15 protein-coding genes are annotated in these 14,564 nt (G+C 66.4%); 8 read left to right on the plus strand and 7 right to left on the minus strand.

Features of this window, described 5'->3' with window-relative positions:
- Positions 1 to 36 precede the first annotated feature (36 nt).
- Entirely contained in the window at positions 37 to 972 is a 936-nt protein-coding gene (locus AZ34_RS08395; RefSeq protein ID WP_081767131.1) for a LysR family transcriptional regulator, read from the plus strand.
- On the opposite strand, the gene AZ34_RS08400 is transcribed toward AZ34_RS08395, so the two are convergent.
- The 6 genes from AZ34_RS08400 to purM form a co-directional block, all read right to left on the minus strand.
- Positions 947 to 2,347: a sensor histidine kinase gene (locus tag AZ34_RS08400; RefSeq protein ID WP_035607004.1), complete on the minus strand. Its 1,401-nt coding sequence runs from the start codon at positions 2,345 to 2,347 to the stop codon at positions 947 to 949. The genes AZ34_RS08395 and AZ34_RS08400 overlap by 26 nt on opposite strands.
- Complete coding sequence (locus tag AZ34_RS08405; protein ID WP_035607007.1) at positions 2,344 to 3,042, minus strand: response regulator transcription factor; 699 nt, start codon at positions 3,040 to 3,042, stop codon at positions 2,344 to 2,346. The genes AZ34_RS08400 and AZ34_RS08405 overlap by 4 nt, the downstream gene beginning before the upstream one ends.
- Positions 3,043 to 3,151: 109 nt before the next feature.
- Complete coding sequence (locus AZ34_RS08410; protein WP_035607011.1) at positions 3,152 to 3,619, minus strand: Spy/CpxP family protein refolding chaperone; 468 nt, start codon at positions 3,617 to 3,619, stop codon at positions 3,152 to 3,154.
- A 167-nt stretch (positions 3,620 to 3,786) separates the two neighbouring features.
- Positions 3,787 to 4,041 carry a DUF1272 domain-containing protein gene (locus AZ34_RS08415; RefSeq protein WP_035607014.1) on the minus strand — a complete coding sequence of 85 codons (255 nt, stop codon included), beginning with the start codon at positions 4,039 to 4,041 and terminating at the stop codon, positions 3,787 to 3,789.
- A gap of 72 nt (positions 4,042 to 4,113) precedes the next feature.
- Positions 4,114 to 4,662, minus strand: a complete 549-nt coding sequence (locus tag AZ34_RS08420) for a cysteine hydrolase family protein (protein WP_035607017.1) — start codon at positions 4,660 to 4,662, stop codon at positions 4,114 to 4,116.
- 37 nt (positions 4,663 to 4,699) lie between these two features.
- Positions 4,700 to 5,749, minus strand: coding sequence for a phosphoribosylformylglycinamidine cyclo-ligase (gene purM, locus AZ34_RS08425; protein ID WP_035607019.1), 1,050 nt, complete (start codon positions 5,747 to 5,749; stop codon positions 4,700 to 4,702).
- A 122-nt stretch (positions 5,750 to 5,871) separates the two neighbouring features.
- On the opposite strand from purM, the gene AZ34_RS08430 reads away from it, so the two are divergent.
- The 6 genes from AZ34_RS08430 to AZ34_RS08455 all read left to right on the plus strand — a co-directional run bounded on the left by AZ34_RS08430 (position 5,872) and on the right by AZ34_RS08455 (position 12,406).
- On the plus strand, positions 5,872 to 6,990 hold the full coding sequence (locus AZ34_RS08430; protein WP_035607022.1) for an AI-2E family transporter: 1,119 nt from the start codon (positions 5,872 to 5,874) through the stop codon (positions 6,988 to 6,990).
- Positions 6,987 to 7,676 (plus strand): DnaA regulatory inactivator Hda, encoded by a 690-nt coding sequence (hda, locus tag AZ34_RS08435; RefSeq protein WP_035607024.1) that lies wholly within the window; start codon positions 6,987 to 6,989, stop codon positions 7,674 to 7,676. The genes AZ34_RS08430 and hda overlap by 4 nt, the downstream gene beginning before the upstream one ends.
- Before the next feature lie 45 nt (positions 7,677 to 7,721).
- Entirely contained in the window at positions 7,722 to 8,405 is a 684-nt protein-coding gene (locus AZ34_RS08440) for an HAD family hydrolase (RefSeq protein ID WP_035611235.1), read from the plus strand.
- Positions 8,406 to 8,409: 4 nt separating this feature from the next.
- Positions 8,410 to 10,107: a polynucleotide adenylyltransferase PcnB gene (gene pcnB, locus AZ34_RS08445; protein WP_035607028.1), complete on the plus strand. Its 1,698-nt coding sequence runs from the start codon at positions 8,410 to 8,412 to the stop codon at positions 10,105 to 10,107.
- On the plus strand, positions 10,104 to 10,577 hold the full coding sequence (gene folK, locus AZ34_RS08450) for a 2-amino-4-hydroxy-6-hydroxymethyldihydropteridine diphosphokinase (protein WP_035607031.1): 474 nt from the start codon (positions 10,104 to 10,106) through the stop codon (positions 10,575 to 10,577). The genes pcnB and folK overlap by 4 nt, the downstream gene beginning before the upstream one ends.
- Before the next feature lie 191 nt (positions 10,578 to 10,768).
- Positions 10,769 to 12,406: a methyl-accepting chemotaxis protein gene (locus AZ34_RS08455; protein WP_231495492.1), complete on the plus strand. Its 1,638-nt coding sequence runs from the start codon at positions 10,769 to 10,771 to the stop codon at positions 12,404 to 12,406.
- Between the two features lie 152 nt (positions 12,407 to 12,558).
- Here the strand turns inward: AZ34_RS08455 and AZ34_RS08460 are convergent, their stop codons facing one another.
- Positions 12,559 to 13,026, minus strand: a complete 468-nt coding sequence (locus AZ34_RS08460; RefSeq protein ID WP_035607036.1) for a RidA family protein — start codon at positions 13,024 to 13,026, stop codon at positions 12,559 to 12,561.
- A 384-nt stretch (positions 13,027 to 13,410) separates the two neighbouring features.
- On the opposite strand from AZ34_RS08460, the gene mltB reads away from it, so the two are divergent.
- On the plus strand, positions 13,411 to 14,508 hold the full coding sequence (gene mltB, locus AZ34_RS08465) for a lytic murein transglycosylase B (protein WP_035611237.1): 1,098 nt from the start codon (positions 13,411 to 13,413) through the stop codon (positions 14,506 to 14,508).
- Positions 14,509 to 14,564: the final 56 nt, after the last annotated feature.

A 14,564-nucleotide genomic window follows, 5' to 3' on the forward strand; every position in this document is an offset into this window, starting at 1 on the left:
CGGCAGGCATTGACCGCGATAAACCGGCCGTTCAGCATGGAACCCATGAGTAAATTCGATCATTTGGACCTGGATGGCCACCTGCTCCAGGTCCTGCTTGCCGTGCTGGACAGTGGCTCGGTAACAGGCGCGGCCCTGCGCCTGGGCGTGACTCAGTCTGCCGTCAGCCATCAGCTGGACAAGCTGCGGGCCATCACCGGCGACCCGCTGTTCGTCAAGAGTGGGCGCGGCATCGCGCCCACGGCACGGGCCGAGGCTCTGACCGCCGAGGCCCGGGACCTGTTGCGCGGGCTGGCGCGCCTCGCCCGTGGCGGGGACTTCGCCCCTGCGCGCTGGCAGGCCACGGTCACCGTGGCGGCCAACGACTTCCAGCGTGATCTGTTGCTGCCCGCCTTGGCCGCGCGGCTGCGCGACCAGGCGCCTGGGGTGGTGTTGCGCGTCATTCCGTCGACGGTGCCCCGCCTGGACATGCTGCGCGATGACGATTGCCAGCTCGTCATCAGTCCACGCCCGCCCGACGGCGCGGACATCGTGCAAAAGCGCTTGTTCGAAGACACCTACCGCGTATTCCATGACCCGGCGGTGCGTGCCGCTCCGAGCGACCTTGCGGACTATCTGGACGCCGAGCACGCCACCGTGGTTTATGCGCCGCGCAGCGGCCTGGACCTGGACCAGCATCTGGCGGAACAAGGCGTGTCGCGTCGTTTCACGGTGATGGTGCCCAGCTTCAGCGCCTTGCCGGCCTTCCTGCGCGGCACCCGCCTACTGGCCACCGCGCCGGCCCTGATGGCGCATCAGGGTTTCTTGGGTCTGGCCAGCTCCGAGCCGCCACTGCCCTGTCCCAGCTTGCCCATGTACGCCATCTGGCACGTGCGTTACCAGCAGGACGCGGCCCATCGCTGGCTGCGCGCGGAGGTGGAGGCCGTGGCGCGGGCGCTGCCCGATCTCAAGGCCCTGGCAGACGCGCGGTGACGCGCAGGCCGGGTTGTGCATTGCGCACGGTCAGGCTGCCGCCATGGGCCTGTGCGACCAGCCGGCAAAGGTAAAGCCCCAGGCCGACGCCGCCCGTGCCACGACTGCGGGCGGCGTCGGGGCGGAAGAAGGGCTGGGACAGCTGAGCCAGATGGTCCTCGGGCACGCCCGGACCGTGGTCGCGGACTTCGAACAGCAGATCGCTTCCTTCTTCCGCGATCCGCAGTTCCGGCGGCTGTGGGGCTTGGGCGCCATGGCGCAGGGCATTGTCGAGCAGGTTGCGCAGCAGCAGGCGCAGACGCACCCGGTCCACCGCGCGCGGCGCCAATGCCTCCTGCGCGTGCAGCTTGATGTTCAACGCCAGCGGCTGCGTGGTCGCGAGATCGGCGAGCACCTCGCGGGCCAGCGCCACCAGGTCGGTGTTTTCCAGGTGCAGGGTCGCGTGCCTGCCGGCCAGCCGTTCGCTTTCGAGCAGGTCGCTGATGAGACGCGCCATCTCACCCAGGTCGCGCAACAGCGCGGCGCGTTGCGGCCTGACCTCGTCGTTGTCCGGCAGCAGTTCGGTGTGCAGGCGAGCCCGTGTCAGCGGGCTGCGCAACTCGTGGCTGATCGCCAGCAGCAGGGCACGTTGGGCTTCCAGCATGCGTGCGATGTCCTGCCCCATGGTGTTGATGGTCTGAGCCAGCTGGCCGAGCTCATCCGGCTTCTCGGGGTGTCGCACCGGAATCGGCGTGCCGAACTCGCCCGCGCCGAAACGCTGCGCGCCGCGCCGAATGTCGTCCAGCGGCCGCAGCAGGCGGCGCACGTAGAGGTAGGCCAGCAGGGTCAGCGTCAGCAGGATCACCAACGTGTAGCCGAGCATGTGGGGACGGCGCTCCAGGGCCGCTTCATTCAGCCCAAAGCGGATCACATGACCGTCGGCCGTGCGGCGCTCCAGCAGGGAGCGCCAACGCCTGTCCTCCTCTTCATGGTCTTCATCACCGTCCTCATCCGCGTGCCGGGGCCGTCTCCGGAGCCCGTCCGTGGACTGTTCCGGATGTGAACGCCAGTTCAGGTCCGGACCCAGGATGTCCACGGTCACGGGCAGTTGCCGTACCAGGGCCCGAGCGCGATCCAGGTCGGGATGGCCGTCGACGGTGATCTCGGCCGCGAGGCGGTCGATGTAATCCGTGAGCAGAGGCCGCGCCGTGTCGCGCCAGCCCAGCGTGAACGCCTCCTGCGCGCCACGGATGAAGGTCAAGACCACGGCCAGCGCCAGCACCAGGAACAACACCACCAGTCGCAGCTTGAGCGAGCTACGCGGCAAACGCCACAGCCGGCAGTACCAGCGTGGTGCTGGCGCGGTGACAGGCGGACTCAGGGGGGTGGGAATCATGGCGATAGACGGCGCAGCGCCAGCGTGTAACCGGCATTGCGCAGCGTCTTGATGCAGTCCAGCGGTTCGAGCTTCTTGCGCAGGCGGCTGACCACGATGTCAACGGCGCGTGTGTAGAGCTCGGCGTCCTGGCCGCGCAACTGGTTGAGGATGTCGTCGCGGCTGAAGACCCGGCCGCTTTCGCGCGCCAGCAGGTGCAGCAGCTCAAATTCGGTGCCCGTCAGCTCCACCGCCTCGCCCTGGCGCAGCACGCTGCGACGGGCTGGGTCCAGGGTCAGGCCCTCGAAGCTCAACAAGCCTGGTTCACTGCCTGTGGCAGGGGGGCCGTTCTGTCCATGGCGCCGGCGCAGCATGGTTTGCACGCGCGCCACAAGTTCACGGGGTTCAAACGGTTTGGGCAGGTAGTCGTCGGCGCCCAGTTCCAGGCCCACCACGCGGTCCATCACGTCGCCGCGCGCCGTGAGCATGATGACGGGGATGTCGCTTTCCTTGCGCAGGGTACGGCAGAACTCGAAACCGTCCATGCCAGGCAGCATCACGTCCAGGATCACGGCATCGAAATGCTCGGTGCGCAAGCGCGCCAAACCGTCGTCCGGTTTGAGCGCCTGGACCAGTGCCAGCTCGAAACGCTGGAAATAGGTCGCCAGGGGTGGACCCAGCTGTTCGTCGTCGTCTAGCAGCAGTACGCGGTGCATGCGGCATTGTCACATCGGGGCGCCGACGGTCGGAAATGCGACGCGTCGGCGCGGCTTCAAACATGGTGGGTCGGCTTGCGACCAGACCCAAACGCCAGCCACATTGCCATCAGTCGCGCGAGAACCAGCGCTTGCGCTCGCCCATGTGCTCGCGCACCTCGGCTTGCTGCTTGGCGTCGAGGCTGTCGTAGAAGTCCGCCAGGGCCGTGATCACCTGCGGGCCTTGGGCTTGCACGGCGCGGGTCTTCTCGTCCAGCAGGGTCTGGGCGCGGGCGCGGTCGAACTTCGCACCGGCCACCAAGGCTTGCATTTCCGCGCGCGGGTTGGTGGTCTGACCCATCAAAGCCGCATGCTGAGCCTGCATCTTGTCGGCCAACACATTCAGTTTTTGCTGCTGCTCCGCCGTCAGGTCCAGCTCGCGGGTGACGCGCTGGACTCCCTTGGCGCGCATCTCAGCCATGCGCTCGGGGTCCATGGGGCCGCGCTCGTGGGGGCCGCGCCCGCAGGCCGTGAGGCCGCCGATGATCACGGCGATGCCGGCGAAAGCAGTGAGGGAGCGTTTGATCCAGGGTTTCATGACAGGTCCTTGTCGTTGGGGTTGAACATGGATGTCATGGTGCCCGGGGCACGCAACCGGGTGGTGTCGGCCCGGTTTCAGTTTTTTTCAGTTTGTTTCAGCGTTCGCCCGGTCGACGCCTGGAGTCCTTGAGCCGTCCATCACGGGCCCAACCGGCGTGGGCGCAATCAACTGGCCGTTGTTTGCGCGCAGCCTTGCGGCTTGAACACGCGGGTGCTGGAGGGCGGGTTGTTGGCCAGCTTGGCGGCGGGGCGGCGTGGGCGTTGCACCAGTTCGCCGCCGCAGTTGGGGCAGAGCCCACTCAGCCGGTCTTGCGCGCAGCTGGCGCAGAAGGTGCATTCGAAGGAGCAAATGCGCGCCTCGGTCGACTCGGGCGGCAGGTCGCGGTCACAGCATTCGCAGTTGGGGCGCAGTTGCAGCATGGCGGGCTCCTGGGGAAGTTTCTGAGGTCGAAGGGTGGTGCGTGTACGCGGCGCGCTTCCTGCCCATGTCCCTCAGGCGTAGGCCTGATCCACCGTACAGATGTCGGCGAAGCGGTCCTTGAGCACCGTGGCGGTGCGGGCCTTGATCTGCGCGGCCGTCAAGGGCGTGCCGTCCGGTTGGGACATGTCCCAGGTCAGCGTGGCGTCCAGCACGTAACGCACCTGGAAGCCGAGGTCGCTGGCATGGCGGGCCGTGGTCTCGCAGCATTGCTCGGTGCGGATGCCGCTGATAAGAATGCGCTGGATACCGTTCTGATGCAACCAGATTTCGAGCCCCGTGCCGACCAGCGCACTGTGGCGCGATTTGTGGAAGGTGGCTGTAGCCTCGAAGTCGGCCAGGCCTTCGATGGGACGTACGCAGCCGGACTCGAGTGCGAAGTGGTTGGCGCTTTGCTTCGGTCCATCGACGTGGAAAACGCGCACGACGGGGATGTTGCGGGCCTGGGCTTCGGCGATCAGCGCGTTTTGCGCGGCCAGGTAGGCCGGCGTGTCATTCGCGGTGTAGTAGGGGCGATGCCGGAAGGATTCCTGGGCGTCGATCACGAGTAGGCATGTGTTCATGCGAGTGTTTTCCTAAGGGTGGTGGTCTGAGTATTCCTCAGGCCAAGGTAACCGGCGCACCCGCACCCTGGGCTCCGATCACCCCGATCTCGTGCACCGACTCGCCCAGGCTGCGCAAGGTGGCCGCCACGGCATGCGCGTCAGCCGCCGCCGCGACCACGACCATGCCGATGCCGTTGTTGAAGGTGCGGTTCATCTCGTGGTCGTCGATGCCGGCCGTCCTTTGCAGCCAGGCGAACAGCTCGGTTTGCGGCCAGCTCCCCTTTTTCAGATGAGCAGCCAGACCTTCGGGCAGCACGCGGGGGATGTTTTCCAGCAGGCCACCGCCGGTGATGTGGGCCAGGGCCTTGATGCCGCCGCCGGCGGACGCCGGGTGCTTGTCCAGCGCCGCCAGCACGTTCTTCACGTACAGGCGGGTCGGTGTCATCAGGGCCTGCTTGAACAGCTTGCCGTCCAGCGTCAGGGGCAGGTTCCAGCCTGCGCGGTCGATGCACTTGCGCACCAGCGAAAAACCGTTGGAATGCACGCCGCTGGAGGCCAGGCCCAGCACCACGTCGCCGGCCTGGACATGCTGGCCGGCCAGGATTTTGGATTTTTCGACCGCGCCGACGCAGAAACCCGCCAGGTCGTATTCGCCGTCGGCATACATGCCGGGCATCTCGGCCGTTTCACCGCCGATCAGCGCGCAGCCGGACTCCTCGCAGCCCTTGGCGATGCCTCCGACCACGGCGGCGGCGGTTTCCACGTCCAGCCTGCCGCAAGCGAAGTAGTCGAGGAAGAACAGGGGTTCCGCGCCCTGCACCAGCACGTCGTTGACGCTCATGGCCACGAGGTCGATGCCCACGGTGTCGTGCATGTTCCACTCAAAAGCCAGCTTGAGCTTGGTGCCCACGCCGTCGGTGCCGGAAACCAGCACCGGTTCCTTGTATTTCTTCGAGACCTCGAACAGCGCGCCAAAGCCGCCGATGCCGGCCAGCACACCCTCGCGCATCGTGCGCTTGGCCAGCGGTTTGATGCGTTCGACCAGCGCGTCTCCTGCGTCGATGTCAACGCCGGCGTCTTTGTACGAAAGGGGGGTGGTGCTCATGAGGGAAAAGAAGGGTGAAATCGGGAGGCGGGGGTGAGGCGAATAAAATTCGCGTTTTGTTCCGGCCAAGAGCCGGTCAGCCGCAATTCTAAAGGCGCGTTCACGCGACGACTGTTTTCTTCATGCCGCTTTCCACCCCCGCCAAGAACACCCTGATCTGGGGCGCCATCGTGCTGGTGTTTGTCCTGGCCCTCTGGCTGCTGGGGCCCGTGCTCACCCCCTTCGCGGTGGCGGCGGTGCTGGCCTATGTGCTGGGACCGGTGGTTGAGCGACTGCACCGTGCGGTCCGGCGGTTCACCGGCTTGGAGTTCCCGCGCTGGCTGCTGGTGTTGCTGGTCGAGTTGCTGGCCTTGCTGCTGGTGCTGGGCCTGCTGCTGCTGCTCGTGCCCGTGCTGGTGCGCGAGTGGCCCTTGCTGCGTGCGCAGCTGCCCGCGCTCCTGGATCGCCTCAACGTCGCGGTGCAGCCCCTGCTGGGGCAATTGGGGGTGACCGTGTCCCTGGATCTGGCGGGGCTGAAGGCCGCCTTGATGAAGCATCTGAACGGCAATCTTGAGGACTCCATGGTGTCGCTGCTGAAGTCCCTGCAGATCGGGGGCAGTGTCGCGCTGACCTTGCTAGGCCATTTGGTGCTGATACCGGTGGCCCTGTACTACTTGCTGCTGGATTGGAAGCGCTTGCTGCGGCGCTTGCGCGATTGGGTGCCGCCACGCTTGCGTGCGTCCTGCGACAGTTTCCTGCGCGAGGCAGACGACATGCTGGGTCACTACTTGCGTGGACAGTTGTTGGTCATGATCGTGCTCGCCGTGTACTACAGCGTCGGACTTTCCCTGTTCGGGCTGGACCTGGCACTGCCGATTGGCGTCTTCACCGGTCTGGCCGTCTGCATACCCTACGTGGGTTTCGGTGTGGGCCTGCTGCTGGCGTTGCTGGCTGGCCTGCTGGAGTTCGGCGGCATGGACGGTGGCATGGGCCGCGTCACCCTGATGCTGGCCGTGGTCTATGGTCTGGGACAGGCGGTGGAGAGTTTCTACTTGACGCCACGTCTGGTGGGTGAGCGCATTGGTCTGCATCCGTTGGCGGTGATCTTCGCCCTGCTGGCCTTTGGTCAGCTGTTTGGTTTCGTGGGCATCCTTCTCGCACTGCCGGTGAGCGCCATCCTGCTGGTGGCCGCGCGTCGTCTGCGGCGCAGTTACCAGGGAAGCAGTCTGTACCGGGATGGATCGGGCACGGGCGAGGCATGAAGCAGATCGCGCTCGACATTGGTCTGGCCGACGGCCCGACCTTCGCCAGCTTCTTGCCCGGTCCGAACCATGCAGCGCTAGATCACCTGCGCTCATGGGTCGAGCAAGGGGGGGCGGATCAGCAAACTGTGCCGCCGGTGCCTGTCTACCTTTGGGGCACGGGGGGCAGTGGCAAGACCCACCTGCTCCTGGCCGCGCGTGAGGCCCTGTGTGCCCGTGGCGCGAGCGTGGGCTGGTTGGACGCGGGCACCGAGGAGCCGCTGCCTTTCGATGAAACCTGGTCCGCCGTGCTGATGGACGATGTGCACCTGTATCCTCCGGCGCGCCAGCACACGGCCTTCAACTGGTTCGTGCACGCGCAAGCGGCGCGCATGCCCGTGATGGCCGCGGGAAACCTCCCGCCGGCCGGACTGAATCTGCGCGAGGACCTGCGCACTCGTCTGGGCTGGGGCCATGTGCACGGACTGCAGTTGCTTGAGGAAGGAGAGTTGCGCGCGGTGTTGCATCGCGCGGCGCAGTCGCGCGGCTTGTCCTTGGGCGAGGACGTCACGGACTTCATGCTGACGCGTTTTTCCCGTGATCTGGGCAGCCTGATGGAACTGCTCCGTCAGCTCGATGCTTACGCGCTGCGCACCCAGCGCGCCATCACCATTCCCTTGCTGAAGGCGATGCTGGAAGAAGTATGAGGCCCGCGCGCCTTTCCCCGCGCGCCTTTCCTGAGAACCATGGTCATGACAGAAAAGAAACGATTGGCGGTGTTCGACCTCGACCACACGCTGCTACCGCTGGACTCCGATTTTTCCTGGGGCCAGTTCACCACCCGACTGGGTTGGACCGATCCGCACGAGTTCACCCGGCGCAATGACGCCTTTTACGAACAGTACAAGGCCGGCACGCTGGACATCCACGAGTACATCCGCTTCGCTACCGAGGCCGCGCGCCGGCAGGGGCGCGCGCGTGCGCTGGCTGCGCGCGAGCAGTACATGGAAGAAGTCATCGCCCCGGCCATCCTGCCGCAGGCGCTCGATCTGTTGCAGCGCCATCGCGAAGCGGGCGAGGAATTGCTCATCATCACCGCGACCAATGAGTTCGTCACTGCGCCCATCGCCGAGCGCCTGGGTGTGCAACACTTGATCGCGGTGGGCCTGGCACGCGACGCAGACGGTCCCGACGCTTGGATCACCGGGGAAATCCAGGGTGTGCCGTCCTTCCGCGAAGGCAAGGTGACCCGCTTCAACGACTGGCTGGGCGCGCGCGGCCTGGCACGCGACCGGGTGGAAGTGACCTTCTACTCCGATTCAATCAACGACTTGCCGCTGATGGACAATGCCGACCATCCGGTGGCGACCAATCCCGATGAACGCCTGCGCAGGGTGGCGCAGACGCGGGGTTGGCCCATCCTCGAATTGTTCTGACCGCATGATTAAAAAACTCATCGACAAGCTCCTGGGCCGTGGTGGCGCCAAGGCTCAGGCTGCCACGGCCCCCAGAAAAGCCGCAGGCAAGGGGCGCGCTGTCGCCAGCAGCCCCAGACCGGACTTTGGCCAGCGCCAGGAGATTCCCTATTCCAAACACGGCATCGACCCCGAACTCGTGGACAAGCGTGCGGTTGACGTGGTACGCACCCTGCAGGACGCGGGGCACGAGGCCTACATCGTGGGTGGCGCGGTGCGCGATCTTCTGCTGGGCCTGCGTCCCAAGGATTTCGACGTGGCCACCGACGCCACGCCCGAGCAGGTGAAGAGCCTGTTCCGACGCGCCTTCATCATCGGGCGGCGCTTCCGCATCGTGCACGTGGTCTACGGTCGCGGGCGTGAGCACGAGGTGATCGAGGTTTCGACCTTCCGCGCCTACATGGACAACGCCGCCGCCGAGCAGGTCAAGGGCAACGAACGCACCAGCAAGAGCGAACTCGCGGGCATGAAGCACGCGGTGGATTCCTCTGGCCGTGTGCTGCGTGACAACGTCTGGGGCCCGCAGGACGAGGACGCCACGCGCCGTGACTTCACCGTCAACGCCATGTACTACGATCCCGCGACCGAAATCGTGGTCGACTACCACGGTGGTTTCAAGGACGCCAAGAAGCGCGTGCTGCGCATGATCGGCGACCCGGCCACGCGTTACCGCGAGGACCCGGTGCGCATCATCCGCGCCGTGCGTTTCGCCGCCAAACTGTCCGCGCTTGGCTTCAAGCTGGAGGCGGGCACGGGCCGGCCGCTCAAGGAAATGCGCGCCCTGCTGGCCGACGTGCCGCAAAGCCGTCTCTTCGACGAAATGCTCAAGCTGCTGCAGACCGGCCACGCCCTGGCCACGGTGGCGCAACTGGAAAAGCTGGGCCTGGCGCGCGGCATCTACCCCTTGCTGGACCTCGTGGTCGAGCGCGCGCAGCAGCCTTTCGTGCGCGCCGCGCTGGAGGACACTGATCGCCGGGTTGGCGAGGACAAGCCCGTGGCGCCCAGCTTCCTGCTGGCCTGCGTGCTCTGGGCCGACGTGCGCGAAGGCTGGTCCGCGCGCCTGAAACGGCAAACGCCGCAAGCGGCCTTGCAGGACGCCATCGACGAGGTCTTCGACGCGCGCATCGGTGACGTGTCGGGCCGCGGCAAGCTGGGCGCCGACATGCGCGAGATTTGGCTGATGCAGCCGCGTTTCGACAAGCGCGTGGGCGGTAGTCCCTATGGCTTGGTTGAGCAGCCGCGTTTTCGCGCCGGTTTCGATTTCATGCGCCTGCGCGCCGAGGTGGGCGAGGTGCCCACCGCCCTGGCCGACTGGTGGGAAGACTTCAGCACCGGCAGCGACGACGCGCGCGAGGACCTGATCGCGCTGGCCAAGGCCGAGCAGCAAAAGACCAGTGCCACGCGTGCCAGCGCCAAGCCCGGTGACAAACGCGGCGGCATGCGTCGCGCACCGCCGCCGGATCAGGCGGCGAGCCCGGCGCGGCGCACCGACGGGGATGAGGACGACGACGGCGCGGATGACGAAGCCGATGGCCCGTCCACGGGCCTCGGTGATGCTGCCGACGCCACCGCCCCCGCGAAAAAACGCCGCCGCCGTCGTCGGCGTCCGGCCGGTCGGCGCGAGGAGGGCGGCTCCGGCCCCGCTCCGGACGACGCGGCGTGAACCTCAGGCCGACGCAGACCGCCTACGTCGGCCTCGGGGCCAATCTGGGCGAAGCACGGGAGACGGTGCGAGCGGCCCTGGCCGAGTTGGACCGCCTGCCCCAGACCCGACTGGTGCGCGCGTCTTCCCTGTACCGCAGCGCGCCGGTGGACGCCCAGGGACCAGACTTCTGGAACGCGGTGGCCCAGCTCGACACCCGTCTCGCGCCTTTTGAGCTACTGGGGGCGCTGCAGCAACTGGAACAGGCGGCTGGCCGCGAGCGTCCGTACCGCAACGCCCCGCGCACCCTGGATCTGGACTTGCTGCTGTACGGCACGCTGCGGCAGGACGACTCCGTGCTGACCCTGCCCCATCCGCGCATGCGTGATCGAGCTTTCGTATTGCTGCCGCTCGCCGAAATTGCGCCCGGGCTGGTCGACGCCAGCGACCTCGCGCGGGTGGCGCAGCAGCGCATCCGGCGCCTGGATTGAAGGCGCCAAGTCTGAACTTTTGCACGCCGCTGGGCTTTGATCGCTCGAGTGTGTAACGACCGCGATACAGGTGCGGTGCAAAATCCTCCCTGGACTGGTTGCAGAAAGAGCCGTTTCGGGTCGCTCGTGTCCATGTCGCCATATCAGGCGGCCGGGCGTTTCTCAGGAGCTGTGGGATGAATTTCAGAAACATGCAAGTATCAACCAAGCTTTGGCTGAGCGTGGCGGTGATGATCGTGACGCTGCTGGCCCTCCTGTCTTTCGCCGCCGTGCGTTCGGCGCGCTTGCAGGCGGAGAGCGATGCGATGCAGAAGGCCTTGAACGAACGTGGACGTGCCGCCAGCGGTTGGGCCGGTCTGACCGAAGCCAATGCCGTGCGCACGGTGGCCATGATCCAGACCTTTGATCCCAGCGTGGAAGAACGCCTGGCCAAGGAAATCAAGGAAACCTCGGCGCGCATTTCCGAGATCGAGAAAGTCATCGAGGGCGCGGTGCTCAGCGCGGAGGAGAAGGCGCAGGCCGAAAAGATCACCCGCCTGCGGGCCGCCATGCTCAAGGTGCGCGAGGCCACCTTTGCCGCCAAGAGCGGCGGTGACAGCTATGGGGCGCAGACCTTGATGGACCAGCAGTACATGCCGGCCGTGCAGAACTATGTGGCCGCCCTGCGGGAGATGGTGGATGTCGCGCAGCGCGCGGAACTCGCCTACGCCGAGGAGGTGAGCGCGGCGCGTGCCCTCACGCTCAAGATCGCCGGTGGATTCATCGCGCTGTTCTTCCTGTTCGTGTTGATTGGTGCCGCGGTGCTGATCCGCTCCATACGCCAGCCGTTGGAGGAAGCCAACGCGCTGGCGGCCCGCATCGCCGAGGGCGACCTGAGCACGCACATCAACGTGACGCGCGGCGATGAATTCGGCGCCCTGATGAAGTCGCTTGCGCGCATGAACGAGTCATTGGCCGAAATGGTGCGGCAGGTGCGCCAGAGCAGCGAGAGCATCAGCAGCGCCAGTGCCGAGATCGCCAACGGCAACAACGACCTGTCCATGCGGACCGAGCGGACCTCGACCGACCTGCAGTCCACGGCCTCGGCGATCGCGCAGCTCACCGCCAATGTGCAGCACAGCGCCGACAACGCGCGCCAGGCCTCCACCCTGGCCGCGCAGGCCTCCAGCGTGGCGGAGAAGGGCGGGGCGGTGGTGCATGAAGTGGTCAGCACCATGGACGAGATCAATGCCAGCAGCCGGCGCATCAACGACATCATCGGCGTGATCGATGGCATCGCCTTCCAGACCAATATCCTGGCCCTGAACGCGGCGGTGGAAGCCGCGCGCGCCGGTGAGCAGGGACGGGGTTTCGCGGTGGTGGCGGGCGAGGTGCGCAGCCTGGCCGGTCGCAGCGCCGAAGCCGCCAAGGAAATCAAGGCGTTGATCGGCGCGTCCGTGGAGCGGGTGGATGCCGGCGCGCGCCTGGTGGGCCAAGCCGGTGACACCATGGACGAGATCGTGCGCTCGGTGCGCAGCGTGACCGATGTGATCGGTGAAATCACCGCGGCGGCCAGCGACCAGAGCGCGGGCATCGCCCAGGTCAATGCGGCCATCACCAACCTGGATCAGATGACCCAGCAGAACGCAGCCCTGGTCGAGGAAAGCGCCGCCGCCGCGCAAAGCATGCACGAGCAGTCGGGCCAACTGGCCCGTGCCGTGGCGGTGTTCAAGCTGGCTGGGATGCACCACGTCCAGGCGGCGCTCCAGGCCACCGACCTTTCCGTCGGCCGCGCACAGGCCCTGCCTCCCGCAACCCCGTTGCCGGTGCTGCAGGCGCGCGCCGACTGAGCTTTGCGGTGCTGGAATCGCGTGCTTGCCTTGGCAGCGGGGCGGGTTGAACACGCGCATGCCAGGCAGCGCCGGCAGCAACTCGGGCTGAATCCAGGCGTAAGACTGGCCCGAACTGATCCGTCTCGCGCAGACCAGCGACCGAGCCGCTCTCAGGCCAGTTCGGCGATCAGCTCGATTTCCACACAGGCACCCAAGGGGATCTGTGCCACGCCGAAGGCGCTGCGCGCATGCGCGCCTTTGTCGCCGAAGATTTCCGCGAACAGTTCGCTCGCGCCGTTGGTTACCAGGTGCTGCTCGGTGAAATCCGGCGTGGAGTTGACCAGGGACATGACCTTGACGATGCGCGCGACGCGGTTCAGATCACCGCCGTTGGCCTGGCAGGCCGCCTGCAGCGTGCCCAGCAGGTCGATGGCGATGGCGCGCGCGGCAGCCTTGCCTTCCTCGGTGCCCATGGTCTTGCCCAGTTGCCCGACCCAGGGCTTGCCCTCCTTCTTGGCGATGTGTCCGCTGAGGAAGACCAACTTGCCGGTTTGCACATAGGGCAGGTAGGCGGCGGCGGGAACGGCGACTGGGGGCAGGGTGATGCCAAGTTGCTGGAGTTTGGTATGGATGCTCATGGGGACAGGTCCATCGAAAAGGAAAATGACAGGGAAGTGAGGCTGGATTGTGCAAGATGCGCACATCGCCCCTGGCCGGCGTGTAAATCTGGCCCGCAAGACTGGCGGCGCGGCGCATTCCCGTTGACAATGGATGCCGTCCGCCCGCCGTCTTTCTTGTCCTTGTTTCCCGTGCCGCTGTTCTCGTTGTCGCCTCGCTCGATCTTGTCGCCTCGGCCCTTCATGCCGCTGGGCTGGCTGCTGGGCGTGGTGATGTGCTGGAGCGCCGGGGGGGCGCAAGCGCAGGGTGGTGCACACACCGCTGCAAAGGCAAAGCTTTCCGCAAGCGCTGCCTCCCAGTCTGCGTCGGCCCAAGCCCCGACCACGCCCCGCATCGCGCCCACTGTGCCGCTGCGCCGCCTGCCCTCCTGGGTGGATGGCACAGGCCCGAGCTACGCGAAGCGCGCGGATGCCATGAAACTGGCCGACCAGATCGCCGCCGAACAAGGGTTGGACCGGGCCTGGGTGCGTCGCCAGATCGCGCGGGTGCGCCAGGTACCGCAGGCCATGGAGCGTGTGCTGCCGCCCACGCCAGGCAGCCGCGCGCGGGATTGGCAGCAGTACCGCGGCAACTACCTGCAGACCCAGCGCATCGGCGCGGGCGTGGCGTTTTGGCGCCAGCATGAAGCGCTGCTGGCGCGTGCTTCGGCGGAGTACGGCGTGCCGGAGGAAATCATCGTCGGCATCCTCGGCGTGGAAACCTATTACGGGCGCAATACCGGCAACTTCCGCGTGATCGAAGCCTTGACGACCCTGTCGCTGGACTTTCCCACCGCGCACCCCCGCGCTGCCGCCCGCACGGCTTTTTTCCGCGAAGAACTCGCCGCCTTCCTGAAGAAATGCCATGCCGCGAAGCTAGACCCGTTTCAGCCGCGCGGCAGTTTCGCGGGCGCCCTCGGTATCCCCCAGTTCATGCCCTCCAACTGGGCGCGTTACGGCGTGGATTTCGACGGCGACGGCACGGTGGACCTGAGCGGCAGCGTGGCCGATGCCATCGGTTCGGTGGCGAACTACTTCAAGTCCTTCAACTGGAAACCCGGCATGCCCACGCATTACGCCGTCAGTTTCGATTACGCCGTGCTGGACCTGCCCATGTTGCTGGCGCCGGACATCAAGCCCACCTTCGCGGTGGAGCAGTTTTCCGCCATGGGCGTGTTGCTTGGGCACGATGCACGTCAGCACGAAGGCCCGCTGGCGCTGGTGGAGCTGCAGAACGGGGCCTACTCCCCCAGTTACGTGGCGGGCACGGAAAATTTCTACGCCGTGACACGCTACAACTGGAGCAGCTATTACGCCCTGGCCGTGATCGAGCTGGGCGAGGCGGTGGGCCAGGCTATGAGCTCGAGCCGCGCGCGGGAGCAGGAGCGCACCACCCGGGAAAGTCCGCTCAGGGAAAACACGGCTCGCGAAGCGGCCAACGAGGACAAATCTACCCGGATGTAGGCGCGGGCGGGGCACACGAAACCCGCCAGGGCTTGCCATGAAGATTTGATTTGCAT

Source organism: Hylemonella gracilis str. Niagara R (assembly GCF_000600295.1).
Lineage (GTDB): Bacteria > Pseudomonadota > Gammaproteobacteria > Burkholderiales > Burkholderiaceae_C > Hylemonella > Hylemonella gracilis_A.